Source organism: Hymenobacter sp. M1-2 (genome assembly GCF_057808495.1).
Genome location: NZ_JBTYZO010000041.1, coordinates 1 through 23288, shown reverse-complemented (window position 1 = coordinate 23288; position 23288 = coordinate 1). Strand labels below are relative to the sequence as shown.

Sequence of the window (23288 nt, the reverse complement as noted above, 5' to 3'; positions counted from 1 at the left end):
TGGCTTTCTGTTGCAAGCACTCCGCCTTGCCTGATTTTGGTGCGGGAGCCCTACCGGCGCGGCGACATATTGGTAAAATTGGCCGGATATAGAGACGTGAAGCCCTATCGGGGCGGCACCCTTCGGTGCAACGGAATGGGTGTGGCCCCGATGGGGCTCTTTTGTTGAAGGCTTACTGGTAGCTACCAACATGCCGCCGCGCTGCGGCTCACGCTGCGAGTCTTACTATCTCGACTCTTCATCGCCGTACTCCGTTCTGCCCGCTTTTTGGCGGGCTGAACGGTCGCCGTGAGCTGACGGTGTTTCGTCTGATCGGTCGCCACAATTGCTCCTTGCTCCTTATTCATTACTCATTGACTAAACCGCGCGTCCTTCGACCAGTCAGCCCGCCAAAAAGCGGGCAGACCGGAGTATGGCAATTCCTCATTCTCAATTCTTCATTCCTAACCCCGCGTTGGTACCTTTGCGGCCATGCAGCACACCCTTTCGCTTTATAACACGCTTACTCGCCGCAAAGCCCCGTTTGAACCCCTGCATGCTCCCTTCGTGGGCGTGTATCTCTGCGGCCCAACCGTGTACAGCGAGGCGCACGTGGGCAATGCCCGCGGCCCCGTCGTGTTTGATGTGCTGACGCGCTACTTGCGCCACCTTGGCTACACCGTGCGCTACGTGCGCAACATCACCGACGTAGGCCACCTCGAAGGCGACGCCGACGAAGGCGAAGACAAAATCACGAAACGAGCTAAGGCGCAGCGCATCGAGCCCATGCAGGTGGCTGAGCAGTACGCCAATCTCTACCACCGCCACATGGAGGTGCTGGGCTGCTTGCCGCCCGATATCGAGCCGCGCGCCAGCGGCCACATCACCGAGCAGATTCAGATGATTCAGGAAATCATCGACAATGGCTTTGGCTACGAAGTCAATGGGTCGGTGTATTTCGATGTGCCTGCGTACAACGCCGCCGGCCGGGGTTACGGCAAGCTTTCTAACCGTGTAGTGGAAGAGCTGCTGGCTGGTTCCCGCGACAACCTCGCCGGGCAAGATGAGAAGCGTAGCCCGCTGGATTTTGCGCTCTGGAAACGCGCCGACGAGCGGCACCTCATGCACTGGCCTTCGCCCTGGAGCGAAGGTTTCCCGGGCTGGCACCTGGAGTGCTCAGCCATGAGCCGCAAATACCTGGGCGCCGAGTTCGACATTCATGGCGGCGGACTGGACCTCATGTTTCCACACCACGAGTGCGAAATAGCCCAGAGCCAAGCCTGCAACCACCCCACCAACGAGGCGCAGGTGTGGATGCACAACAACATGATTACGGTGAACGGCCAGAAGATGAGCAAGTCGCTCGGCAACTTCATCACCATCACCGACTTGTTTGCGGGCCACAACGCCACGCTACCGCAGGCCTACTCGCCCATGACGGTGCGCTTTTTCCTGCTGCAAGCGCACTACCGTAGCACGGTTGATATTTCGGACGAGGGTTTGCAAGCGGCCCGCAAAGGCTACCGCAAGCTCATGAACGGCCTGCGCTTGCTCGATAAGCTGGTGCTGCCCGAAGGCATTGAGCGCGCTGCCGATACGGAGAAAGCCGATGCGGAGCTGGATAAGCTGGTAGCCGATACGTTCGTGGGCCTCAACGATGATCTGAACACGGCCCGCGCCATTGCGAGCTTGTTCAACCTGCTGCGCAAATTCAACGGTTTTGGCGCCAACCTGGCTACGCTGGCGCAAGTGAGCGAAGCCTCCCTGCGGGCGGCTATTGCGGCTTACCGCCTGCTGGTGCAGGATGTGCTAGGACTCGTAGATGAGCCCCGCGCTAACCCGGAACAGTTGCTCGACCTCACGCTGCGCTTCTATTCCGAAGCCAAAGCCACGAAGGCGTACGATAAGGTAGATGAAATCCGGGCGGCGCTTAAAGGACAGGGTATCGTGATTAAAGACACCAAAGCCGGCGTGGAATGGGCGTACAGCGAGGAGTAAAAAGTGCGGCATAAGCCTTAGCTTGTGCCCTAAACCGCCTGCTTGCCACCCGATAAGGGCAGACGTATTTACTTCTCTTTTCTTTTACCAACCGGCACTAAGTAGTGGGCCAAAAGTAAGGGCGCACGAATTTGCTCGTAAGATTCTGCGGAGCGCACATCTGTCTCGCTGCTCAAGTCTTACTTCTCATATCTCATTACTTAGCTCCACGCTCACAACGCTTACGCTCTATGAAGTTTATTTTTGCTCGTCTTGCGCCGGTTGCTCTTTTAGCGCTGCTGGTACTAACTGGCTGCCCCAATAAGAAAACCACTACCGAAACCGATACGCCGGCCAAGCTGCCGGCCGCTCCCGCCCTCAACGCCGACTCAGCTTATGCCTTCACCGCTAAGCAGGTGGCCTTTGGGCCGCGCGTGCCCAACACACCGGCCCACGTTAAGACGGGAGACTGGGTGGTGAGCAAGTTCAAGGCGTACGGCCTGACGGTGCGGGAACAACCCTTCGAGGCTATGGCCTTCGATGGCAAGATGCTGCGGGCGCGCAATATTATTGCGCAGTTTCAGCCCCAAGCTGCGCGCCGCGTCACCATCTTCACGCACTGGGATACCCGCCCCTTCGCCGACAAAGACGAGAAAAACAAAAATGCGCCGCTCGATGGCGCTTCCGATGGTGCCAGCGGCGTAGGTATCGCACTGGAAATGGCCCGCGTGCTAGCCGCCCAGCCCGACAGCCTCACGCCAGCTGTGGGCGTGGATTTCGTGCTGTTTGATGCCGAGGACTATGGCTACGATTCGAGCACGCAGGGGGATCTGAAAAATCAGTTGGCTGCGCTAGAGTCGCAAGGTGGCTCTAGTTGGTGCCTAGGCTCGCAGTACTGGGCTAAAAACCTGCTGCCCGCCAACTACAAGCCGGAATATGGGATTCTGCTGGACATGGTGGGTGCCAAAAACGCCAAGTTCAGCCGCGAGGAACTGTCGCGCCAGCAGGCCCGCGACGTAGTAGACAAGATTTGGAACATCGCCGCCCAGATCGGATACTCCGACTATTTCCTGTTCCAAGACAGCGGCGGCATCACCGACGACCACGTCTTCACCAACCAAGCTGGTATCCGCACGGTTGATATCATTGACCATCTACCCGTCGGCGATGCGTACTTTCCGGCCTACCACCACACCACCCAAGACAACATGAGCGCCATTGACCGGCGTACGCTCAAAGCAGTAGGCCAGACCGTGCTTCAGACTATCTACGGCGAATAAGCCTGGTACCAAAAAAGCCACTACACGTATTCCACTCGTGTGCCGTCAGAGTCTACTACCAAACTCGCTTTTCGGCCGCAAATCAAAGCCATGTTCTGCGGCTCATGCCCCAATGGGAAGCCGTGGGCAACTGGAAAATCGTACTTATTGGCGTAGTGCTGGATGATTTCGTTGGGCGTCTGGCCGAAGGGAACGGTGTTGTCCTGCGGGTTGGTCATGTGGCCTACTAGAAGGCCGGCCAAGCTTTGAAGCTTACCCGTACGATCCAGGTGTACCATCATTCGGTCGATAGAGTACAGGTATTCCTCAATGTCTTCGATGAAAAGGATGCGCCCGGCAGTGGATACGTCGGATTGCGTGCCAGTGAGGGTTTGAAGAAGACTGAGGTTGCCGCCTACCAACTCGCCAGTAGCCGTGCCCAGGCGGTTGAGCGGGTGCGCTGGCACTTCGTAGTGCGCAGGCTCGCCAAATAAGGCTCGTCGTAAACTTTCCAGGGAGTCTTCTCCACCGGGCTGGTTGAAGAGCAGCGGCATTACGCCATGAATGCTTTGGTAGCCGCGCCGTAACAGGTGGCAGTTGAGCGCCGTGATATCGGAGAAGCCAGCCACCCACTTGGGGTTTTCGGAGAAGCCAGCAAAATCGATTTGGTCGATGATGCGGGTGGTGCCGTAGCCACCCCGAGCAATCAGGATGGCGCGAATGTGCGGGTTGTCGAGCTGCTGCTGGAAGTCGCGCCGGCGCAACTCATCATCGCCGCCAAACTGGTGGTGAGTGACGTTGGTGCTTTCGCCTAGCACTACGCGCAAGCCCCAGTTTTCGAGCACGGCTACGGCGGCGGCTAGTTCTTGGTGCGAGGCCGAGCGGGCAGTACAGACGATGGCAACTTGGTCGTTGGGTTGAAGAAACGGAGGGGCAAGAGCGGACATACAGTGCGAATAAGCTACGGGCGCAAACCTACGCACGAAGAAAATGCCTGCGGCTACACCGGGCAGATTTCAGACCCTTGTTGGAGCTAAGCCACTGGTATCATCGTCTTTGTTAGGAGGGCAGTATATCCATGAAAACTAGCAGATTCATGGCGGGCTTCAGATGAGACTTTGCCTCCAAAGAAATGTGTGACATCTTTTCGCGTTACAACATTTTTTGTAACACGAAAAGATGTCACACAAGTACGAAGCCGTAGCAAGCTAGTGGGTAGAAACTGAGGTTCTATTGGCTCAGCCTTTTGCAGCAGTCGTTCGTCCAGACGAGCAGTCTATTTCAGCTGCGGTGGGCCGGCGCTGTTGGTAACAGCAAAGCGGCCCAAATAAGGGTTAAGAACGGGCGCATAAGCAGCAAAATAAGTTGGCACCAAGGTAGAAAGGCCGCCACCATAACACAGAAATGAAAAAACCCTGGCCGTAGTTGGAGCGGCTTCGTAACACTATCATTACACGCTTCACTTCCTATGCATATGAAAACGCTACGCTTTCTAGGGCTGCTAACGCTACTGCTGAGCCTGTTCAAACCATCGGCCAACGCTCAGATTGATACTACCCGTGGCCGCTACTCCCAACCTATTTTCACTGATGTGGAGGTGCAGCGTGGGGTGGTATACGGGCAGGCCGAAAATGTGCTAGGTACCAACCAAATCTTGCGGATGGATATCTACCAGCCTGTTGGTGACACAGTACGCCGTCGGCCGCTGATTGTATTTGCGCACGAAGGAGGCTTTGTGATCGGCAACCGCGACGATCAATTCATGACGGCCATTTGCACCCGAATGGCCCGCCTAGGCTACGTCGCCGCCAGCATCGACTACCGGCTGCTGTTTTTCCCGCTCGATACCGTCGGCCTGGGCCAGGCAGCTATCCGGGCCACGCAGGACATGCGCGCCGCGGTGCGCTTCTTCCGGCTAGATGCAACAATGGAGCGTCGTTACCGGATTCATCCCAACTATATTTTTGCGGGCGGCTCCTCGGCTGGCGGTTTCATAGCGCTCCAAACTGGATATCTCGACAAGCAGTCCGAAGTGCCCGAATACCTCAATATCAGCCAGCTGGGCGGTTTGGAAGGCAACAGCGGCAACCCCGGCTACAGCAGTCAAGTGCGTGGCGTCATCAATCTGAGTGGCGCGCTGGGGCGGTTGGAGTGGCTGGAACCCGGCAGCGTGCCGCTGTGCAGCGTACACGGCACCGCCGATGCCGCCGTGCCATTCCGGGCCGGAACCGTAGGCTTGAACCTGCCCCCGCAATACGTGTACGGCAGCGGCGCCATCAAGCCCCGCGCTGATGCCGTGGGGGTTCCCAACGTGCTCCGGGCTTTGCCAGGAGCCGGCCATGTGCCTTACAACGGCAGCAGCCCCAGTGCGGTAGCGTACTTCGATACCACCTTCACCACCATCCGCAATTTTTTGCGGCCGTTGCTGCGCCAGCCGGGCACGGTGCTAAGCAGTGTTAATAGTAGCATTGCGCAAGCCAAAGCACAGGCATATCCGGTGCCTGCCAGCAACGAAATCCGTCTGAGCGTGCCGCGTGGCATGGTGTTCAAACCCCAGGAAGTGGAAATGCTCGATGCCACCGGTAGAGTAGTGCGGCGGTTTCGCTGGGAACAAGCCAACCAGCTATTGTTGCGCGAAGGCTTGAAGGCCGGATCCTACCTGTTGCGCGGCGAGCAACTGCCCAATATCAGGGTGCTGTTTGAGTGAGTAGTGAGTATGGAGTAGTGAGTATGGAGTAGTTAGAATTGCTTTTTGTCTCACTACTCACTACTCCATACTCACTACTCATTGAAACGAACGGCCCCGCCTGATGATGTCAGGCGGGGCCGCGTGTTTTCATAGCAGATGGGTTCAGGATTCAGCGTCCTCCAGTTCTTCTTCGCGCTGGGCTACGATGGCCGAGGACAGCGGCCGTACCTGGCCCGTGCGCACCACAAAGGCTCCGTACTGTACCAGCTTGTCGCGGAGCCGTATTAGGTTCGATAGCGCTACGTAGCCCACCACGTAGCCATCTTCGTCGGCTTCTTCCGAAATCTCGGTGAAGTCCAGCGCGTCAATCAGCCGGTCCTCGTCGGTGCGGAGGTAGATTTCCAGCTCCAGGTCGGTGGCGTAGGTGAGGGGCGAGGTGCTGAGCTTGGGGTACTGGTAAGAATAGCCCTGCCGAATGGCAGCGAGGTCGGCCAGTACGGCGGAACCGGTGGGGTGCCCGCCGGCGCCGCGCCCCCGCAGAAATTGCTCCCCGGCGAAGTCGGCCTCAATCAATACGCCATTGAACTCGTGGTCCACGGTGTAGAGCGGCGACTCCGGCGCCACCAGCAGCGGCGTCACGAGGGCCGTGACGCGCCCATCGGGCAGACGCTGCAAGCCCGCTACCACCTTGATTTTGCGGCCGAGCGTGGCGGCGAAGGCAATGTCGGTGGCGCTGATGGTTTCGATGCCCAGGTTCAAGACCTCCTCCGGCCGCAGGAAGGTGCCGTAGGCGTGAGCCGCCAGAATAACTGCCTTAGAGCGCGGATCAAAAGCGCCCATGTCGAGCGTGGGGTCGGTTTCGGCGAAGCCGCGGGCCTGGGCTTCGGCCAAGGCGGGCTCGTACCCTGAGCCTTCCTCGCCCATGCGCGTCAGCACATAGTTCGATGAGCCGTTCAAAATGCCCGTTACGCTCCGCAGCGGCTCCTGCCCAAAGTAGGCATCGAGGGTACGGATGATAGGAATGCTGCCGCACACGGCGGCTTCGTAGAGCAGCGTGCCGTCGGTTTCGCGCTGCAACTGCACTAGCTCCGGCAAATGCTGGGCCAGCATGGCCTTGTTGGCCGTCACTACGCGGCGGCCTTGGCGTAGCGCTAGGCTCACTAGCCGGAATGCTTCGGCCGCGTCGTCAATCACCTCTACCAATACGTCCAGTGAGGTATCGTGCAGCAGGTCGTCGGCGTGGAAATCGAACCGCTCCAGCGGTAGACTGCGGGCTTTATCCGGATTCTTGACGGCAATACGCGCCACTTCAAAGCCGCTGTCGGGCTGCTGTTGCAGGATGTCGTACAGACCCTGTCCCACGCAGCCGAATCCAATCAGGCCAATACGAATAGAAGTAGCCGGAACTAGGCTGGAGTTAATGGACATACGTCTGGACGTGGAATCGTTCGAGGAAATGGGTGATTTGGGCGGTTTCAATCAGGAATCCATCGTGGCCGAATTCCGAATCCATTTCGGCGTACATGGCTCCCTGGATGTAGCGCGCCAGCAATTGCTGCTCGGCGGGCGGAAACAGCACGTCGGAGGTGATGCTCAACACCAGCGTGCGGGCCCGAATGCGGCCCAATGCCTTCCGCAAACCCCCGCGCCCCCGGCCCACGTGATGCGTATCCATAGTCCGCGACAGAGCCACGTAGGAATAGGCATTGAAGCGGGCCACGAGCTTGTCGCCCTGGTAGCGTTGGTAGGAGCTGGCCCGGAAATCGTCCAGCGTTTCGTCGTCGGGTTCCGTTTGACTGCGTCCGTAGGCGTCGTAGCTGCGGTAGCTGAGCAGGGCTATGGCCCGCGCCGCCCGTAGCCCGGCCGCGCCGCCTTCCGGCGTGGCGCTGTGGTAAGTAGGATCGGCGAAGATGGCCAGGCGCTGCGCCTCGTTAAAGGCAATACCCCAGGCCGAATGGCGGGCGTTGGTAGCCAACAGCACCAGATTCTCAAACAAGGTCGGCTGCTGCACGGCCCATTCCACGGCCTGCTGCCCACCCAGTGAGCCGCCCAGCAGCGTATGAATTTGCAGCAGCGCCAGGTGTTCGCGTAGCGCCTCGTGGGCGGCCACCATATCCCGAATCGTCACCAGCGGAAACTGCTCGTAAAACGCCGGCTCATCGTCGGTGCGCGGCGTGAGCGGGCCGGTACTGCCGTAGCAGGAGCCCAGTACGTTGGCACACACGATAAACCAATCGGCGGGGTCGAAATAGCAGCCGGGCCCGAACAGGCCAGGCCACCAGCTCAACACGTCAGAATTGGCCGTGAGGGCGTGGCACACCCACACCACGTTGTCGCGGGAGGCATTGAGGCGGCCGTAGGTATGATAGGCAACTTCCACCCGTGGCAGCACGGCCCCACTTTCCAGCCGCAACGGACGAGGCAGCCGGAAAATATGTGGTTCGTCGCTCATAAAAAAGTCAGGTGAGTATTTAGTATTGGGTAGTTAGTACTGAGATGTTAGTAGTGAGTGAAAGAGCTGGAACGCTGGATGCTGGAGAATTGAACCACCGCCAACTACTCGATACTCACGTTTCAGTACTGAGTACTAACTACTCAGTACCCAATACTCAATACTTACCATAGCCCGAGGGCAGAGCCAGCAGAACTGGCTCCGCCCCGGCTATGGGCGGGCGGGTAGCGTCGATTCCCTCTCTCACAAAAAAAGCGACGGGCCGCCCGCGGACCGCGGGCTGGAAGTGGTGGCTGGTCGCCCTCTCAAAACGACCGTAGCTCAACCCCTCTCAATTACACTTCCAGCGGGGCGGCGTGTTCAAGTTCCGGCTCGGGCAGCAGCGTGCTGCCATTCTCTTCGGAAGGTAGCGGCGCGGCGGCGCGCACCGCGTCAAAAGCCTGCGCCAAGTCGGCGCGGATATCATTAAAATGCTCAATGCCTACCGACAGACGCAGCAGCGTGGGCGTTACGCCGGCCGCGCGCTGCTCCTCTTCGGAAAGCTGCTGGTGCGTGGTGGCCGAGGGCTGAATAATGAGCGTCTTGGCGTCGCCGACGTTGGCGAGGTGGCTAACAAGCTTCAGGTTGTCGATGAATTGCGTGGCCGTTTCTTTGCTGCCCTTGATGGCAAACGTGAGTACCCCGCCCGCGCCGCGCGTCAGGTATTTCTGCGCCAGGCTGTAGTAGGGGCTGCTTTTCAGGCCGGGATAGTTCACGGCTTCCACCTGCGGATGCTGCTCCAGCCAGGTCGCCACGCGCAGGGCGTTTTCTACGGTACGCTCCACGCGCAGACTCAGCGTTTCGAGGCCTTGCAGCAGCAGGAAGGAGTTGAATGGGCTCTGCGAAGGACCAAAGTCGCGCAGACCTTCCACTCGAGCCCGAATGATGAAGGCGATGTTGCCAAACGGCCCATTCTTGCCGAACACATCATTGAACACCAGCCCGTGGTAGCCTTCCGAGGGCTCCGTGAACTGTGGGAACTTGCCGTTGCCGAAGTCGTACTTGCCGCCGTCCACAATCACGCCGCCGATGCTGGTGCCGTGGCCACCAATCCATTTCGTGGCCGATTCTACTACGATGTGCGCGCCATGCTCCAAAGGCCGGAACAGGTAACCGCCCGCGCCAAAGGTATTGTCCACGATGAGCGGCAGGTCGTACTTTTCGGCAATGGCGGCAATGCGCTCAAAATCGGGAATGCTGAAGCTTGGGTTGCCGATGGTTTCGAGGTAGATGGCTTTGGTATTGCCGTCGATATGGTCCTCGAAGCTTTCGGGCCGGTCGCCATCGGCGAAGCGCACTTCAATGCCGAGACGCTTGAAAGCCACTTTGAATTGGTTGTAGGTGCCACCGTAGAGGTGGGCCGTGCTCACGAAGTTGTCGCCGGCCTGCAAAATATTGTTCAGCGCGATGAACTGTGCCGCCTGCCCCGACGATACGGCCAGCGCCGCTACACCGCCTTCCAGCGCCGCAATCCGCTGCTCGAATACGTCGGTGGTGGGGTTCATTAGGCGAGTATAAATGTTGCCAAACTCCTTTAGTGCAAACAGATTGGCGCCGTGCTCCGCATTCTTGAACACGTAAGAAGTGGTCTGGTGAATAGGCACGGCGCGGGAGCCGGTGGTGGGGTCGGGCTGCTGGCCAGCGTGGAGTTGAAGCGTCTCGAAGTGCAGGGCTGAAGTAGACATGGTGAGGCTGAGATGAGTATACTGTGGAGAAGGCAGTGAAGTGCAAGGAATGGGGCTGCAAGAGGCAGCGAGGCCACATCGGGACGGAGCCGCAAGAAGGCGCGACAAGCAAATCAGGATGCGAGAGGGCCACGAGGCGCCACCAAAGGGACACCGCCGATTAGGGCCGGGGCAAAGAAGGGGAGGAGGGCTGAGTAGCCGGAACTAGGCTAGCAACAGCAACAACACGCGCCGCAACAGCACATTCGCATTCGCTCGTAGCGGGGCACATTGGCCGCCACGGCGACCAGCGAAACGCGAAAACCCAACGGCCAGAAGTTGCGCAAGGCAGCGACTAGGGCGGCGGGGTTCAGAAAGGCGAAAGCGAAGGAGTTTTCCATGGTACTCTGAGTTATATGCCCCGCCAGCGGTAGCCGGTCGGGCAGGAATTGGCACCTTTCGCGCGGTCGAAGGTTGCCAGCGGGTCAAAGAGCCTGTTCTCTCGCCGCTTCTGTATAAATCTTATGAAACTACCCCGCCGCGAGCGGGGGAGTACCGAGTTGGTATTGCAAAGGTATAGGCATAGTTTTGATATTCGCAATAGCTGCGCAATATTTTTTATGAAGGCTTATCGGCACTGCTTCTCAGGTAGCGTTTCACCTGCTGTTATTGAAATGGAATTTGCTAGGGTAGTTCTACTGATGAATAAAATTCTGAAAAACAGTGATTTGCTGTCATGCCACAAACCAGATGAACGAGCAAAATAAGCTGGCCGCCTACACTACCCGAACCCGGACACCGCCTTTGTCTGCCACCTGTCTAGTGGCTGTGGCTTGCTTCGCGGCAAATTTGGATCAGTAAAAGGAGTCTGCGAAACCGATCATAAACCATAAAAAAGCCACTCCAAACGGAATGGCTTTTTAGGATATTTTCTGGAGGCGCGGAGGCTACAGCTTGGGTAGCGTGAGCACCTGGCCTACTTCAATATGGTCGGGGTTGGCGCCAATGGTGCTTTTATTGGCGTCGTAAATCTGGTGCCACTTGGCAGCGTCGCCGTAGTGGTTTTTGGCAATTTTTGAAAGCGAGTCGCCGCTAACCACGGTGTAGGTTTCGCCTTGCTCAGTGGCGCCGTTGGCGTTGCCGAAGAAGTCGGTAGCACCGCCCGTGGCGGGTTGCTTAGCTGGCTCGACCGGCTTTTTTTCGCCTTCGTTCGAGATGAAATCAAACAGTCCCATAGTCGTGCGTTGGTTTAGATGAGTGGGAAAAGTGCCGACTATCAGCCTGCTGGCAAGTCGTCAGGGCTTCTTACGCCGAGCCTGACCAGTAGGTTATGAAGCGGTACGGAGCAGCTCCAAGCTGGCTGAACATCTTGCTGCAAGCTCCCGTAAGAAGCGCAACACTGGCTCTTAATCTTGCCAGTTGGGCTCATCGGGGCCCTTCATAAGAACCTCCCAACCAACCCTACACCCCTATGAACACTCTCGCTAATCCTCTCCGGTACTTTGCTAGCCTCCTAATGCTGGTAGCCCTGTTCACGTCTGCCTGCGGCAGCAAAGAAGGCAAAGTAGAAGGCGTAAACATGCTCTACGGCGCCCAGAGCAAAGTTTGGAAGACCGATAAGGAGCTAAGCACCGCTGGCGACAAAGTGAAGCAAACCGACGCGCAGGAAGACGAGCGTATCACGTTCTTCGCCAATGGCCAATACGATATGTCCTCGCCTGCTTCCGGCAATGTGAAAGGCAAGTACGACTTCGACCAAGCCGGCAAAAAAATCACGATGACCCCCGACGGCGCCGCGCAAAGCAACACCTTCGACGTGGTAACCCTGACCGACGACAAGCTGACCCTCAAGAGCCCCGCCGGCGCCGAGCTACGCTTGGAAAAGGAGTAAGCTGCTGAATGAAGCTCTCCTATGAAGAAAAAAGCCCTTTCACGCCTGTGGAAGGGCTTTTTTATGTCGTTCAGAGACCCATGCCACCGAAAAAAACGGCATTGGCACAAGCTCAGGCACTCTTCTATGGAAAAGACTTAGTCCTGTAAGATTCGAACTCCCTTCGCGTTGCGCTTGCCGAAAATTCGGTTGATCCAGCGGGGTAGGAAGATGGCGCCTAGCACGAGATAGAGATAGTACGTGACGATGCGGTAAAGCAGCACCATAAAGTTGGTCATGGTAGGCGTACCGATGAACTTGCCAAAAAAGGTGGGAAACGCGCCTTCCGCAATACCCGCGCCGCCAGGCGTCACGGCAATGAGCAAGATGACTTTGTAGGTGAGGTTGCGGCCGAAAATCAGCCAGAACTCCGGCCACGTTACGTCTATAAACGCGGCAATGAGGCAGCCGATGACCAGGTAGCGGGCCGTCCAGACGAAGGCGGTACTCAAAGAGGCGCGCAGCCAGTACACCCAGCCATTGCCGCGCAGCTGGGTCGAGGCGAGCACCATTTCGTTGCCCATTTTGTAGGCCTTATTGCGCCAGCGCCGCAGCCCCCGCATCGAAAAGAGCCGCACCAGCAGCCGCTTCACCGACTGCGGATTGAAGAAGATGGCGTACAGCATCAAAAAGGCATAGACGCTTACGAACACGTAGCTCGCAATAAACCCGACGCGCAACGTAGCCACTAGAGTGCCTTGTAAAGCCTCGTGCGGGTACAGCGCATCGCCCCCGATGAGCACCACAAGCGGCACGGCCAGCACGTAGTAAAGGTTGTCAAGCATGGCCGTTGCCATGATGTAGGCCACCGATTTGCCCAGCGGAATGCCTTCCTTGTGCAGCAACACCGGCGCTACCGCCGTGCCGCCTACCGCCGAGGGCAGCACACACGACGAAAATTCCCACAGCATTATCACGTCCAGCGAGGCTCGCCAGCTAAGTACCCGCTCCGTGAGGTGCCGGATCCGGTAGACGTAGCCGAAGTCGCGGGCCACCAGCACCACCAGCATCAGGAATAGCCAGGCCGGTTTGGCGTCGGCGAGGGGAGCTAAGTCGCCGGGTTTGTAGCTGCGCCAGAACATGAAGCCCACCACGCTCAGCCCAATCAGTACCGGCAGAATAATACGCGACGGCCGAAGCTTATCGAGTAATTGCTGGTCCTGGGCTTGTTCGTCGACGGAAGCAGGGTGGGGCATGAGCTGGTCGCGGGAATGGGCGCGGTAAAGGTACGGGTTCTGGTAGCGGAGGGTGTTAAAGCAGCATTAAGGTAACGGCAGCAGTCAGCGAAAGGAGAATACGAATGAGTGAAAAGGGTTCCGGCAATAGACTAGTAAGCAGACGTGCTGGCCAGTGAAATACTCTCTGCTCGTAACCAAACGGCACCAACCGCCGGCCCGGAAAAAACGTACCTTTGCCTTCTGAGCACAACACCTCCTCGGATAGTCCTAACCTTTCTGAGGAGCTACTTGTTGCTCTGCTACTTGTTTCCCACTTGCGTCCCCTCTCATGATTGTCGAACCCGGTGAATTACTGGCGGCTATTAATTCGCCCGACGACCTGAAAAAGCTCCGCCCAGATCAACTGGTGCAACTAAGCCAAGAGCTTCGTCAGTTCATTATTGATTCGGTTTCGATTTACGGAGGGCACTTTGGGGCTTCGCTGGGCGTGGTAGAGCTAACGGTGGCTTTGCACTACGTCTTCAACACGCCTTACGACCAATTGGTGTGGGACGTTGGCCACCAGGCTTACGGGCACAAAATCTTGACCGGCCGCCGCGAGAAATTCCCTACTAACCGCCGCTACGGTGGTCTGTCGGGCTTTCCCAAGCGCAAGGAGAGCGAGTACGATGCCTTCGGCGTAGGCCATAGCTCCACCAGCATTGGCGCGGCACTAGGCATGGCCGTAGCGTCCGACTATAAAGGCGAGCTAGACCGGCAGCACATTGCCGTTATTGGCGACGGAGCTATGACGGCCGGCATGGCGTTCGAGGCCCTCAACCATGCGGGCGTGGAGAAATCCAACCTGCTGGTCATTCTCAACGATAACTGCATGAGCATCGACCCCAACGTGGGCGCGCTCAAAGAATACCTGACCGACATCACCACTTCCCGCACCTACAACAAGGTGCGCGACGAGCTATGGAACGTGCTAGGCAAGCTCTCCAAGTTCGGCCCCAATCCGCAGCAGATTGCCCGCAAGGTGGAGTCGGCGATGAAGGCTACCCTGCTTAAGCAAAGCAACCTGTTTGAGGCGCTCAATTTCCGCTACTTCGGCCCTGTGGATGGGCACGATGTGCAGCACCTCGCCACTATTCTCGAAGACCTGAAGAGCATTCCTGGCCCCAAGCTACTGCACTGCGTGACGGTGAAGGGCAAGGGCTACGCGCTAGCTGAGAAAGATCAAACCCTGTGGCACGCGCCCGGTTTGTTCGACAAAATCACCGGCGAGATTTATAAGAAAGTCCCCGACAAGCCCCAGCCGCCCAAGTACCAGGACGTGTTTGGGTACACCATTGTAGAGCTGGCCGAACAGAACGATAAAATCATGGGTGTGACGCCGGCCATGCCATCAGGCTGCTCGCTCAACATCATGATGAAGGCCATGCCCGACCGTGCCTTCGACGTGGGCATTGCCGAGCAGCATGCCGTAACCTTCTCCGCGGGCCTCGCCACACAAGGTATGGTGCCCTTCTGCAACATCTACTCCTCGTTCATGCAGCGGGCCTACGACCAAGTGGTGCACGACGTGGCGATGCAAAACCTGCACGTGGTGTTCTGCCTCGACCGGGCCGGTTTCGCCGGAGCTGATGGCCCCACTCACCACGGCAGCTACGACCTGGCCTACATGCGCTGCATCCCCAATATGGTGGTATCGGCGCCCATGAACGAAGAAGAGCTGCGCAACCTCATGTACACGGCCACGCTGCCCGAAAACGCGGGGCCGTTCAGCATCCGCTATCCGCGCGGCGAGGGCGTGATGCCGGAGTGGTGCAAGCCGCTGAAGAAGCTCACCATCGGCACGGGCCGCGTGGTGCGCGAGGGCGAAGGCGTGGCGGTGCTCAGTATCGGCCACATCGGTAACTACGCTGTGAAAGCCACCGATAAGTTACTCGCCGAAGGCCTCAACCCCGGCCACTACGACATGCGCTTCTGCAAGCCTCTCGACGAGGAAATGCTGCACAACATCTGCCGCCAGTACAAGGCCCTCGTGACCGTAGAAGACGGCTGCTTACAAGGCGGCTTCGGCGCGGCAGTGCTGGAGTTCATGGCCGACCACGGCTACGCGCTGCCCGTACGTCGCCTCGGCATTCCGGACCGCATAGTAGAGCACGGCACCCAGGATGAACTTTACAAAGAATGCGGCTTCGACGCCGAAGGCATTGCCGCTGCCCTGCGGGAGATGAGCGGAAAAGTGGTGGCAAAGGCGCCAGCAGAAACCGTGCTGCTGTAATTCTGCATTCTAATAGAAAAAAGCTCTGCTGGATTCATCCAGCAGGGCTTTTTTGTGAACAGCCTCGTCAGCTAATCTTGAGCCGTTGCGAAGCGAATCTGATTGAGCTTGTACCACAGGCCGAATGACACACCCGCCAGCACCAGCATCACGAAGGCCGGAATGGCCGCGCTTACGGGTTGCCCGGCGGTGAGGTGAGTTGCCACGGCGCCGAGGAAGTAGAAAACGACGCCCGCGTAGGTGGCAATTTTCAGCACCGGATGGCGCACGAACAGCAGTACTAGCCCGCCTAGAATTTTGAGCGTGCCCAGGAAGGGCAGTATAGTGAGTGGAAAACCAATGCTCTGCGTGCTTTGCCGAATGGCATCGGCTTTCATAATGTCTAGCACGCCCGCAAATAAGTTGAGGCAAAGCAGTACGGTGACAATCCAATACGTGATGCGTAGTGCGCGGCTGGGTGCCACCGGAACAGTGGGGGAGGACAAGGTTTCCATGTCGGATGGTTTAGTGAAAAGGGAAAGACTAGGGAGCCGGAGCAAAGGCCGCGGCGTGTTGCGCCGCCCATTCCCGGATGGTGGTGAGTTGCACGGGCAAGGCTTCCAGCACCGGAGTCATATCAGCTTGAAATTGGGAGAAATGGGCTTCGCCAGCCCATAGCAGCTCATAGCTGCGCGTGACGGCACCTGCTATTTCGGGACCCACCAAATTGCTTAAAATGCCGTTGAACTCAGCGGGCGGCATGGGCCGATACGTGACGTCCCGCCCTAAGCCTGCTGCTACCGCGGCGGCTAACTCCGGGCCAGTAAGAGCCTCCGGGCCGCCTATCGTAAAGGTGCGCCCAGCCAACTCCGGCCGTTCTAACGCGGCTACCGTGAGGGCGCCCAGGTCGTCGGAAGCCAGCCAGTTGATGCGCTGCGTGGCGGGCACAGGGTAAGCTAGCTCATTATGGGTGGCCAGGCCGGGAGCCGTCCAGGGGCCGAACAAATTTTCAGCGTACACCGTGGGAATGAGCGTGATGTGAGGTAGGCCGCTAGTGCGCAGGAACTGCCGCAGGTTGAGGCGTACATCGTAGGCGGGGTTGCCGGTGGGAGCGGCCGGAATGTAGCCGCTCACGTTCCAGACCAGCAGTTTTACGCCTGCCGCCTGAGCCGCTTCCACGGCGTTGCGGGCACTAGCCACTGGGTCGGGGGCGCTGAACGGAATGAGCAGCGCCACGGCATCCATGCCCTGGCTGGCGGCGTGTACGCTAGCGGCATCGGCCATATCGCCCACTACTATGGTGGCGCCGGCGGCTTGCAGTTCGGCGGCTTTTTCGGGGTGGCGGGTGAACACGTAGGGCTGGTGGCCGCGCGCCAGCAAGTGGCGCACCACCGGGCTCGACTGCGAGCCGGTGGCGCCGTACACGAGAACCTTTAACTTAGAAGTCTCCATCAGGAAGATTTGGGGGATTAGCTGTTGTGAAAAAACTGGCTCTTCGGCCAGTTTACTTCACCAATCTCCCCCGCCTTTTCAGCCCGCGCAAGTAGGCTTTTGCCAGATAGATAGTATGAGAAAAGAGACTATTGCAGGCGCTGAAGCACTTGCCGCCGAAAAAAAATCGGCCATAATCTGCCCCATCATGGCGCAGACCCTCGATCTGGTGCGCGGCAAGTGGAAACCCGTCTTACTCTACCACTTATCTACGGGCAGTCCGCGCCGCTTTGGGGAGTTGCTGCGGCTGCTCGGCGGCCACGTAACGCAACACACGCTCACGCAGCAACTGCGTGAGCTAGAGCACGACGGCATCGTGCATCGCACCGTGTACGCCGAAGTGCCGCCCCGCGTAGAATACTCCCTCACCGACAAAGGCCGCTCCCTGCGCACCCTCATGGACCAAGTCTACAGCTGGGGCGAGCAACACGGCGCGCAGAGCTGAGAGCTAGCAGGTTATTAGAAGCTTTCTTTATTAAGGTCTTTTTATCTAGCCTATTATGAAAACACGCATCATGTATATCGAAAACAAAGAAACTGGCGAAGCAAGAATAGGAAGGGCATCCTTTTCGAGAACATTGCAGACAGTGTATTACCGCGACAAAATGCTACAACGAGCCAAGGGTGGCGGGGTAAGGGGCAATTTTACCGATGTGGATTCAGATGACGAATACTGGATTTCTGGCTGCAAGAAGAAGGGTGATGATTGCCATTGGGCCAGCAAAATCCCTGTGAGCATCGATGAGGATGTGAGAGATGAATATTGGACAAAAATCCGCGGATTGACAGCTCCTCACTAACTCAATGCTCAATACTTAGGGCTGTTGTGCCATTTCTCAACCTCTAGTTGAAGAGTGTGGGATTGAACTGTACTCCTTGCTAAAAAGAGCAAGCCAGAAGGCTAGTCGAGGCTATGCCGTGCCGCATGCAGGTCGCGCCGCAACGGTACCCTAAAAAATAAATGCGGGTTTTGAAGTATATGAAAAGTGCTTTTGAAGCGTATGAAGCCGTATTTCACGGTAACAGACGGCTTTCGGCGCAGATTTTTAGGATAGGACGCGCACCAATTCAAATCAATGTATGTACATTGGTTGCGGATTTGGGCGTAAGCTTTCTGCCGGCTGGTGCCTGAACCCATCACACAGCATTCTTTCACTTTTTCACAAACGTTGCCACATGGCCTCCTCCAAATGGGTCCTCGACCCGATGCACTCCGAAGTACAGTTTAAAGTGAAGCACTTGGTTATCTCGACGGTAACCGGCTCGTTCAAGCAGTTTGAGGGCGAAGCCACCACCGAGGGCGACTCTTTTGAAAGCGCGCACGTGCGCTTCGTCGCCAAAATCGACAGCATCGACACCAACCAGCCACAGCGCGACGAACACCTCAAGGGCGCCGACTTCTTTGAGGCATCCATTTACCCGGAGCTGACCTTTGTATCAACCTCGTTCGTGAAAGAGAGCGAAGGCGAGTACAAACTCACTGGCAACCTGACCCTGCACGGCGTCTCGCGGCCCGTTACGCTGGATGTGGAGTACGGCGGCACCGCAGTTGACTTCTACGGCAACCAGAAAGCGGGCTTCGAGGTAAGCGGCAAAATCAACCGCAAGGACTTCGGCCTGGTGTGGAGCGGCGTCACCGAAGCGGGCTCCATTGTAGTGAGCGACGAAGTGAAGCTCTCGGCCAGCGTGCAATTTGCCAAGCAGGCGTAAGTATCGGCCAGCAAATTATAGTAAAAAGAGCAGGCCACTCACGTGAGTGGCCTGCTCTTTTTATTTGAAGTCGGCTACACTCTTGGTGCCTCTGAACATGATTGACGCCAGCGCCTGTATTTCTGAAGCTGTTTCAAGGACACCAAAGTTGTAGCTGCCGCAAGAATGCGTCTCTACCACAGACCAACATCATCAGGCCTTGGATTGAACTACTGCTTAGCTGCGGGCCTCAGCTTCGCAGCGGCGGCAAATTACTTCGAGGATGCGGCGCTGGATTTCGCTCATGATAAAGTCGGTCCAGAGGCTAGCATAAGGATTGACGCGAGTGCTGAGGCGCTGTTGACTGTAGAGTATGAGGCGCGTGCGGCCGGGGCCGGCGGATTCCAGCTCGTATGTACCGCGCAGCACATCAAAAAAGCGTCCACCCACCGTGATATGCTCGTCGAAAGTAGTGGGCGGAATGGTGGCCGTGTTGGGTACGATGCTGAACGAGAGGCGCCGTTGGGGCTCCCACAAGTCTACGGTTTCGATGAACTCTACTCCTCGCTCGAAAGTGGCGTGACGTACCCCGCCCACCCCCTCATGGGTGAGGGTGGCTTCCACGGGGCGCGGGAAACCAATCCTGTCCACTAGGCTAGGACCCAAATCCTGCGCCTCAATGGGCCGGACCCGAATAATCTGCTGCCACACCACGGCCGCCGGCGCCTCAATCACCACTACATTCTCCACGCGCCGCAGCTCGGTAGGTGTGGTAAACAGGCTTTCAATTGGGGCCATCAGGAACGGCAGCAGCGCAAACGCAGCAAAGGCATAGGTCTTGCCCTTATCGGACTGATTTCTGGTGAATACAACGTACAGCGCCGCACCAATCCAGCCCGCAAGGATGAAGAGCGGTGATATCATCAGTATGCAAATCAGCCCTTCCAGTTGAAACAGCATTGCCGTTATTAGGAAGAGCAACACCGCAACGGCCGGCGCCAGGAAGATGCGCAGGACTTTGGAGGCCGAAGCTGGCGTAAAGTGCGCCGTTACGCCACCCAGCGCCATCGGGGTAAGGACAAGAAAGCATAGCATGAGCAAACCGTCGGCGTCGCGCAGCCAGTTGCTGGCAAACACAAAGCGGCTTACCATAGCAACCGATAAACCGGCGGCTAATGCGATACCATAGGGCAGGTACTCACGGCCAAGTAGAGGCATCAGGATAAGTTGAAGGGCGGACAAGCCAGGCAAAAGTGCGTAATTGTGACGGTTCCATCAGCGCGCCTACTACCGCCGCAACCCCAGCAACAGCTATATGCCCTTAACCCAGCACTGCACCGTCCTTTTCCTTCACGGCTTCGGCGAATCGCGCGAGGTCTGGACTGATTTCATGCGCGAGTTTCCCGATTCGTACCGGCTCCTGACGCTGAACCTGCCCGGCCACGGCACCAACGTGCACGACATCCGCGACTACAGCATGGAAGCCCAGGCCCGCTACGTGGCCGAGCAGCTGCGGCAGAAGGGTGTGGAGCAGGCGCTGCTCGTGTGTCATAGCATGGGCGGCTACGTGGCCCTGGCCTTCGCCGAGCGCTACCCCGAAATGGTGGCTGGCCTGGTCCTGTTCCACTCCACAGCCCTGCCAGATTCTGAAGAAAAGAAGGCTAACCGCGACAAGAACATGGATTTTGTGCGCCGCCACGGCTCCGAGAAGTTCATGGAATCGTTTATCCGGCCGCTGTTTGCCCCCGTGAATAGAGAGCGGCTGCTGGAGCGCCGGGAGTTTCTCGAAGACATTGGCCGCGCCACGCCCGAAGCTACTATTCTCGGCGCGCTTGAAGCCATGAAAAACCGCCCCGACCGTACGCACGTGCTGCGCAACGCCCGGTTCCCGGTGCTGTTCATCATCGGCAAGGAAGATGTGGCCATGACGGTAGAAAGTTTGCTACCCCAACTAGCCATGCCGGCCCAAAGCCACGTTCTGCTGCTGAGCGACGTCGGCCACCTCGGTTACTTCGAGCAGCCCGATCTGACCCGCAGTACTGTCATTCACTTTGCGCAAACTGTGTTTGAGGAGTAGATAGTGTATACAAAAGAAAGGCCCCGCAGCTGTTGCTACGAGGCCTTTCTTTTGTATGTAAAGCGGGCTTACTGCACCGGAATCATCTTATCGCGCAAGCTAGCTGGCACTTCGTTCAGCGACATAATGCGCAATTCGTGGCTGTCGTCTGAATTGAAGCCTTGGCTGGCGGGAAGCAATACGCCTTGCATTTCTTTCTCATGAATGCGGTACATGGCTCCCGTGATAGGGTCTACAATGAGCAGGCCGATAAAACCACCGAAAAGCAAATTGCCGAAATACCAGCCATTAATGTCCGATTCAAGGTTAAGAACTTTGCTTTCGAAGCCTTCTTTACTGAAGGTAATCTTGTACCTCTCGCGGCTGAAGTAACCGGAGCCGGATTTGAGCGTGACGGCCGTGGGCGCTACGCCGTTGAATACTTCATTGCCTAGCCGGTTCGTGATTACCACCTTGGCGCCGGGAGGCACACTGCTAATGGCCACTGGGTAGCGGCTTTTGCTGACGATAGAGGCACAGCTGCTCATAAATAAAGTGGCTGCAAGGGTGAGCGGTAAAATGTGTTTCATGAAACTAAATAAGAGGGAAAAAGAAGTTTTTATACCTCTCCATATGAGAGGCATCTTACAAAGAAAAGCAAAAGCTTTCGGGCTGCAAGCAACTACTCTGCCAATTATTTATAGCGCAGGATAGATGTAGATAGGGTATACATCATTTTATAATCTAATGGTAGTCTTAGCCAGCTAAGTTGGTGTGACTGCCAGCCACGAAGCCAAGTCAGTCTTCAGACTAACGAAGGGGGCAAATGCTAAGGTGCCCGCCAGAAGATGCCAGAAGGTGATGAGGCGTGTGAAGCATCTTATTACCAGATCCGAATTTTGGGCGCGGCGGCACTGCACCACCCGTACTACTCAGGAATTGGCCCCGAAGGGATGGTCGACAAGGTAGCGCCAGCTGCCGTCGGCTTGGCGGCGCACAATTTCGGTGCTGTGGCCGGGAATGCGCAGCGGCGTGCCCGTCTGCGGGTCGGTGGTGTCGATAACCCAATTAGCGCGCACCAGAGCTAAGTCGCCAATCTCCACGGCGTATTGACACCGGCAGTCGATGCGTCCGCCGAGTTTCAGCAACCCCGCGAGTTCGGTGCGCACGGCGGCGGGGTCGGCCGCCAGGTGCTCGGGCGTGAGGGCGGCCTGCGGGTGGGCGGCGAGCTGGCTGGCTTTCACCAGTCGCACGTCGGCTTCATAAAGAGCCAGCAGGTTGTCGAGCTGGCCGGAGTTGTAGGCCGCAGCGAAGGCGGCGCTGATGTCGGCGGCATGGTAGGCTGTCATGGTGGTTGGAAGAGTGGGTGAATACTCTGCAAACCACGGCGGAAACGGCCCCATTCGGGTAACGTATTTCAGTCAAATAATCGCGGTTTTGGCCCGGTGCTGGCCCGGCGTGTGCCCGAAATGTGCTTTGTAGGCCTTAATGAAGTGCGACACGCTTTCGAAGCCGACAGTCAGGCTAACTTCGGCCGTATTCAGGCGCGTGGTATCGAGCAGGCTGCGGGCGTGCTCCAGCCGCCGCGCCGCCAGCCAGCGGTGCGGACTCGTTCCGTATTGCCGGCGAAATTCACGCTGAAATGCCGACACGCTACGCCCGGCCAGGTGGGCTAGCTCGGCCACGGTGAGGGGCTGGTGGGCGTGCTGCTCTACCACCCATGGTATGTCCAAGGGCTCGTCGTGGCCGATGCGGGCTAGCGCGGCGCGAAGCTGCCCGCCGGTATCTGCGGCGAGCAGCAGCCAGAGCAGCTCCTGGAACTTGAGCTGCAACACCTCGTGAGCGAAGCCGCCCGGGCGGTGCAGGTGCGGCAGCACCGATTCCCAGAACCGCAATAAGTGTGGCGTGGTGGCGAACGTGACGATGGGCGCCGCTGCGGCCGCCTGGGCAGGAGCAACGAGTGCCTCTGGATGCTGGGCCCGGAACCGCCGCACCAATTGCGGCGGAAAGAGGAAAATAAGCGTTTGGTAGGGCTCGGCGCTGGGTAGCACTTCCGAAGTCATGTAAACGCCCCGCTCCACCAACAGCCCGTGCCCGGTGGGCACCACGTGCGCCTGGCCCTGGTGCCAGAGGTGCTTTTCGCCGGCCAGGATGAAAGATACGGCCGCCTCGGCGTAGAGCACGGGCTGGCGCTGAGTGGTGAGCAGCGTGCGGTACTCCACCAGCGTAGCGCCCCCCACGGTCAGGGTGGGAATGGCCGGTGCTGCTTGAAATAAGTTCGGAACTCGGAGCAACATTTGGCAAGCAAGGTACTACGCAACGCGTGGCAACCAACGAGTGGCGCAAAGCGCCTCTGGCGGCAGTCTTAGCCAACAAAGTTGGCGCGACTGCCCGCCACGAAGCCAGATCAGTCTTCAGACTGACGAACGGGGCAAGTGCTAGGGTAGCCAGTAGCGCAAGTCAGGCAGACTGACGGGGACGTAGCACGCTGTGTATGGGTATCACCTTGCCTGCTTTCGCCAGTCTGAAGACTGGTCTGGCTCCGTGGCGGGCAGTCTTCGCTTGGCTGCGCCGCACTCAAACGCTTGGTGTGAGTTCGGTTAGAGGATGTTGCGGGAGAAAAAACGAAAGGTG

At 57.9% G+C, this 23288-nt stretch carries 21 protein-coding genes and 1 riboswitch; of the genes, 9 read left to right on the top strand and 12 right to left on the bottom strand.

Features of this window, described 5'->3' with window-relative positions; translation table 11 throughout:
* Positions 1 to 471 precede the first annotated feature (471 nt).
* Both cysS and ACYSMN_RS24855 read left to right on the top strand, forming a co-directional pair.
* Positions 472 to 1977, top strand: coding sequence for a cysteine--tRNA ligase (gene cysS, locus ACYSMN_RS24860; protein ID WP_488926638.1), 1506 nt, complete (start codon positions 472 to 474; stop codon positions 1975 to 1977).
* Positions 1978 to 2207: 230 nt separating this feature from the next.
* The gene (locus tag ACYSMN_RS24855; protein WP_488926637.1) at positions 2208 to 3236 is read left to right on the top strand and encodes a M28 family peptidase; all 1029 of its coding nucleotides are present in this window, start codon (positions 2208 to 2210) and stop codon (positions 3234 to 3236) included.
* Between the two features lie 20 nt (positions 3237 to 3256).
* Here ACYSMN_RS24855 and ACYSMN_RS24850 read toward each other — a convergent pair whose 3' ends face one another.
* Positions 3257 to 4162 (bottom strand): S66 peptidase family protein, encoded by a 906-nt coding sequence (locus ACYSMN_RS24850; protein ID WP_488926636.1) that lies wholly within the window; start codon positions 4160 to 4162, stop codon positions 3257 to 3259.
* Between the two features lie 527 nt (positions 4163 to 4689).
* Here ACYSMN_RS24850 and ACYSMN_RS24845 point away from each other — a divergent pair.
* On the top strand, positions 4690 to 5922 hold the full coding sequence (locus ACYSMN_RS24845; protein WP_488926635.1) for an alpha/beta hydrolase: 1233 nt from the start codon (positions 4690 to 4692) through the stop codon (positions 5920 to 5922).
* 144 nt (positions 5923 to 6066) lie between these two features.
* Here ACYSMN_RS24845 and ACYSMN_RS24840 read toward each other — a convergent pair whose 3' ends face one another.
* The 4 genes from ACYSMN_RS24840 to ACYSMN_RS24825 form a co-directional block, all read right to left on the bottom strand.
* On the bottom strand, positions 6067 to 7332 hold the full coding sequence (locus tag ACYSMN_RS24840) for a homoserine dehydrogenase (RefSeq protein WP_488926634.1): 1266 nt from the start codon (positions 7330 to 7332) through the stop codon (positions 6067 to 6069).
* On the bottom strand, positions 7322 to 8356 hold the full coding sequence (gene metX / locus ACYSMN_RS24835; protein WP_488926633.1) for a homoserine O-acetyltransferase MetX: 1035 nt from the start codon (positions 8354 to 8356) through the stop codon (positions 7322 to 7324). Before metX ends, ACYSMN_RS24840 begins: the two co-directional genes overlap by 11 nt.
* 335 nt (positions 8357 to 8691) lie before the next feature.
* A complete protein-coding gene (locus tag ACYSMN_RS24830) occupies positions 8692 to 10080 on the bottom strand; it encodes an O-acetylhomoserine aminocarboxypropyltransferase/cysteine synthase family protein (protein WP_488926632.1) in 1389 nt (462 codons plus the stop codon).
* Positions 10081 to 10468: 388 nt separating this feature from the next.
* Positions 10469 to 10581: riboswitch (SAM riboswitch) on the bottom strand.
* Positions 10582 to 11006: 425 nt separating this feature from the next.
* The gene (locus ACYSMN_RS24825) at positions 11007 to 11294 is read right to left on the bottom strand and encodes a LysM peptidoglycan-binding domain-containing protein (protein ID WP_488926631.1); all 288 of its coding nucleotides are present in this window, start codon (positions 11292 to 11294) and stop codon (positions 11007 to 11009) included.
* Positions 11295 to 11530: 236 nt separating this feature from the next.
* On the opposite strand from ACYSMN_RS24825, the gene ACYSMN_RS24820 reads away from it, so the two are divergent.
* A complete protein-coding gene (locus tag ACYSMN_RS24820; RefSeq protein WP_488926630.1) occupies positions 11531 to 11950 on the top strand; it encodes a lipocalin family protein in 420 nt (139 codons plus the stop codon).
* A 137-nt stretch (positions 11951 to 12087) separates the two neighbouring features.
* Here ACYSMN_RS24820 and ACYSMN_RS24815 read toward each other — a convergent pair whose 3' ends face one another.
* Positions 12088 to 13185 (bottom strand): lysylphosphatidylglycerol synthase transmembrane domain-containing protein, encoded by a 1098-nt coding sequence (locus ACYSMN_RS24815; RefSeq protein ID WP_488926629.1) that lies wholly within the window; start codon positions 13183 to 13185, stop codon positions 12088 to 12090.
* Between the two features lie 310 nt (positions 13186 to 13495).
* Here ACYSMN_RS24815 and dxs point away from each other — a divergent pair, with 310 nt between their 5' ends.
* Positions 13496 to 15439, top strand: a complete 1944-nt coding sequence (gene dxs, locus ACYSMN_RS24810; RefSeq protein ID WP_488926628.1) for a 1-deoxy-D-xylulose-5-phosphate synthase — start codon at positions 13496 to 13498, stop codon at positions 15437 to 15439.
* A 71-nt stretch (positions 15440 to 15510) separates the two neighbouring features.
* Here the strand turns inward: dxs and ACYSMN_RS24805 are convergent, their stop codons facing one another.
* Together ACYSMN_RS24805 and ACYSMN_RS24800 are read right to left on the bottom strand one after the other, a co-directional pair.
* Complete coding sequence (locus ACYSMN_RS24805; protein ID WP_488926627.1) at positions 15511 to 15933, bottom strand: DoxX family protein; 423 nt, start codon at positions 15931 to 15933, stop codon at positions 15511 to 15513.
* Positions 15934 to 15961: 28 nt separating this feature from the next.
* On the bottom strand, positions 15962 to 16870 hold the full coding sequence (locus ACYSMN_RS24800) for an SDR family oxidoreductase (RefSeq protein WP_488926626.1): 909 nt from the start codon (positions 16868 to 16870) through the stop codon (positions 15962 to 15964).
* A gap of 187 nt (positions 16871 to 17057) precedes the next feature.
* On the opposite strand from ACYSMN_RS24800, the gene ACYSMN_RS24795 reads away from it, so the two are divergent.
* The 3 genes from ACYSMN_RS24795 (at position 17058) to ACYSMN_RS24785 (ending at position 18619) form a co-directional block, all read left to right on the top strand.
* Positions 17058 to 17354: a winged helix-turn-helix transcriptional regulator gene (locus tag ACYSMN_RS24795; RefSeq protein ID WP_488926625.1), complete on the top strand. Its 297-nt coding sequence runs from the start codon at positions 17058 to 17060 to the stop codon at positions 17352 to 17354.
* A gap of 55 nt (positions 17355 to 17409) precedes the next feature.
* The gene (locus ACYSMN_RS24790; protein ID WP_488926624.1) at positions 17410 to 17709 is read left to right on the top strand and encodes a hypothetical protein; all 300 of its coding nucleotides are present in this window, start codon (positions 17410 to 17412) and stop codon (positions 17707 to 17709) included.
* Between the two features lie 376 nt (positions 17710 to 18085).
* Positions 18086 to 18619: a YceI family protein gene (locus ACYSMN_RS24785; RefSeq protein ID WP_488926623.1), complete on the top strand. Its 534-nt coding sequence runs from the start codon at positions 18086 to 18088 to the stop codon at positions 18617 to 18619.
* A 216-nt stretch (positions 18620 to 18835) separates the two neighbouring features.
* On the opposite strand, the gene ACYSMN_RS24780 is transcribed toward ACYSMN_RS24785, so the two are convergent.
* A complete protein-coding gene (locus tag ACYSMN_RS24780) occupies positions 18836 to 19816 on the bottom strand; it encodes an SRPBCC family protein (protein ID WP_488926622.1) in 981 nt (326 codons plus the stop codon).
* A gap of 97 nt (positions 19817 to 19913) precedes the next feature.
* Between ACYSMN_RS24780 and ACYSMN_RS24775 the strand changes: the two genes are divergently transcribed.
* Positions 19914 to 20675 carry an alpha/beta fold hydrolase gene (locus tag ACYSMN_RS24775; protein WP_488926621.1) on the top strand — a complete coding sequence of 254 codons (762 nt, stop codon included), beginning with the start codon at positions 19914 to 19916 and terminating at the stop codon, positions 20673 to 20675.
* Between the two features lie 68 nt (positions 20676 to 20743).
* Here the strand turns inward: ACYSMN_RS24775 and ACYSMN_RS24770 are convergent, their stop codons facing one another.
* The 3 genes from ACYSMN_RS24770 to ACYSMN_RS24760 form a co-directional block, all read right to left on the bottom strand.
* Positions 20744 to 21244 (bottom strand): peptidase associated/transthyretin-like domain-containing protein, encoded by a 501-nt coding sequence (locus tag ACYSMN_RS24770; RefSeq protein WP_488926620.1) that lies wholly within the window; start codon positions 21242 to 21244, stop codon positions 20744 to 20746.
* A gap of 342 nt (positions 21245 to 21586) precedes the next feature.
* On the bottom strand, positions 21587 to 22003 hold the full coding sequence (locus tag ACYSMN_RS24765) for a YybH family protein (protein WP_488926619.1): 417 nt from the start codon (positions 22001 to 22003) through the stop codon (positions 21587 to 21589).
* A 72-nt stretch (positions 22004 to 22075) separates the two neighbouring features.
* On the bottom strand, positions 22076 to 22951 hold the full coding sequence (locus tag ACYSMN_RS24760; RefSeq protein WP_488926618.1) for a helix-turn-helix transcriptional regulator: 876 nt from the start codon (positions 22949 to 22951) through the stop codon (positions 22076 to 22078).
* Positions 22952 to 23288: the final 337 nt, after the last annotated feature.

Coding starts and splice junctions, on each gene's coding strand:
- ACYSMN_RS24830 (WP_488926632.1), bottom strand. CDS start 10,080: ATGTCTACTTCAGCCCTGCACTTCGAGACGCTTCAACTCCACGCTGGC.
- ACYSMN_RS24820 (WP_488926630.1), top strand. CDS start 11,531: ATGAACACTCTCGCTAATCCTCTCCGGTACTTTGCTAGCCTCCTAATG.
- ACYSMN_RS24800 (WP_488926626.1), bottom strand. CDS start 16,870: ATGGAGACTTCTAAGTTAAAGGTTCTCGTGTACGGCGCCACCGGCTCG.
- ACYSMN_RS24790 (WP_488926624.1), top strand. CDS start 17,410: ATGAAAACACGCATCATGTATATCGAAAACAAAGAAACTGGCGAAGCA.
- ACYSMN_RS24855 (WP_488926637.1), top strand. CDS start 2,208: ATGAAGTTTATTTTTGCTCGTCTTGCGCCGGTTGCTCTTTTAGCGCTG.
- ACYSMN_RS24795 (WP_488926625.1), top strand. CDS start 17,058: ATGGCGCAGACCCTCGATCTGGTGCGCGGCAAGTGGAAACCCGTCTTA.
- ACYSMN_RS24775 (WP_488926621.1), top strand. CDS start 19,914: ATGCCCTTAACCCAGCACTGCACCGTCCTTTTCCTTCACGGCTTCGGC.
- ACYSMN_RS24765 (WP_488926619.1), bottom strand. CDS start 22,003: ATGACAGCCTACCATGCCGCCGACATCAGCGCCGCCTTCGCTGCGGCC.
- ACYSMN_RS24840 (WP_488926634.1), bottom strand. CDS start 7,332: ATGTCCATTAACTCCAGCCTAGTTCCGGCTACTTCTATTCGTATTGGC.
- metX (WP_488926633.1), bottom strand. CDS start 8,356: ATGAGCGACGAACCACATATTTTCCGGCTGCCTCGTCCGTTGCGGCTG.
- ACYSMN_RS24760 (WP_488926618.1), bottom strand. CDS start 22,951: ATGTTGCTCCGAGTTCCGAACTTATTTCAAGCAGCACCGGCCATTCCC.
- ACYSMN_RS24845 (WP_488926635.1), top strand. CDS start 4,690: ATGAAAACGCTACGCTTTCTAGGGCTGCTAACGCTACTGCTGAGCCTG.
- ACYSMN_RS24780 (WP_488926622.1), bottom strand. CDS start 19,816: ATGCCTCTACTTGGCCGTGAGTACCTGCCCTATGGTATCGCATTAGCC.
- dxs (WP_488926628.1), top strand. CDS start 13,496: ATGATTGTCGAACCCGGTGAATTACTGGCGGCTATTAATTCGCCCGAC.
- ACYSMN_RS24805 (WP_488926627.1), bottom strand. CDS start 15,933: ATGGAAACCTTGTCCTCCCCCACTGTTCCGGTGGCACCCAGCCGCGCA.
- ACYSMN_RS24770 (WP_488926620.1), bottom strand. CDS start 21,244: ATGAAACACATTTTACCGCTCACCCTTGCAGCCACTTTATTTATGAGC.
- ACYSMN_RS24785 (WP_488926623.1), top strand. CDS start 18,086: ATGGCCTCCTCCAAATGGGTCCTCGACCCGATGCACTCCGAAGTACAG.
- ACYSMN_RS24850 (WP_488926636.1), bottom strand. CDS start 4,162: ATGTCCGCTCTTGCCCCTCCGTTTCTTCAACCCAACGACCAAGTTGCC.
- cysS (WP_488926638.1), top strand. CDS start 472: ATGCAGCACACCCTTTCGCTTTATAACACGCTTACTCGCCGCAAAGCC.
- ACYSMN_RS24825 (WP_488926631.1), bottom strand. CDS start 11,294: ATGGGACTGTTTGATTTCATCTCGAACGAAGGCGAAAAAAAGCCGGTC.
- ACYSMN_RS24815 (WP_488926629.1), bottom strand. CDS start 13,185: ATGCCCCACCCTGCTTCCGTCGACGAACAAGCCCAGGACCAGCAATTA.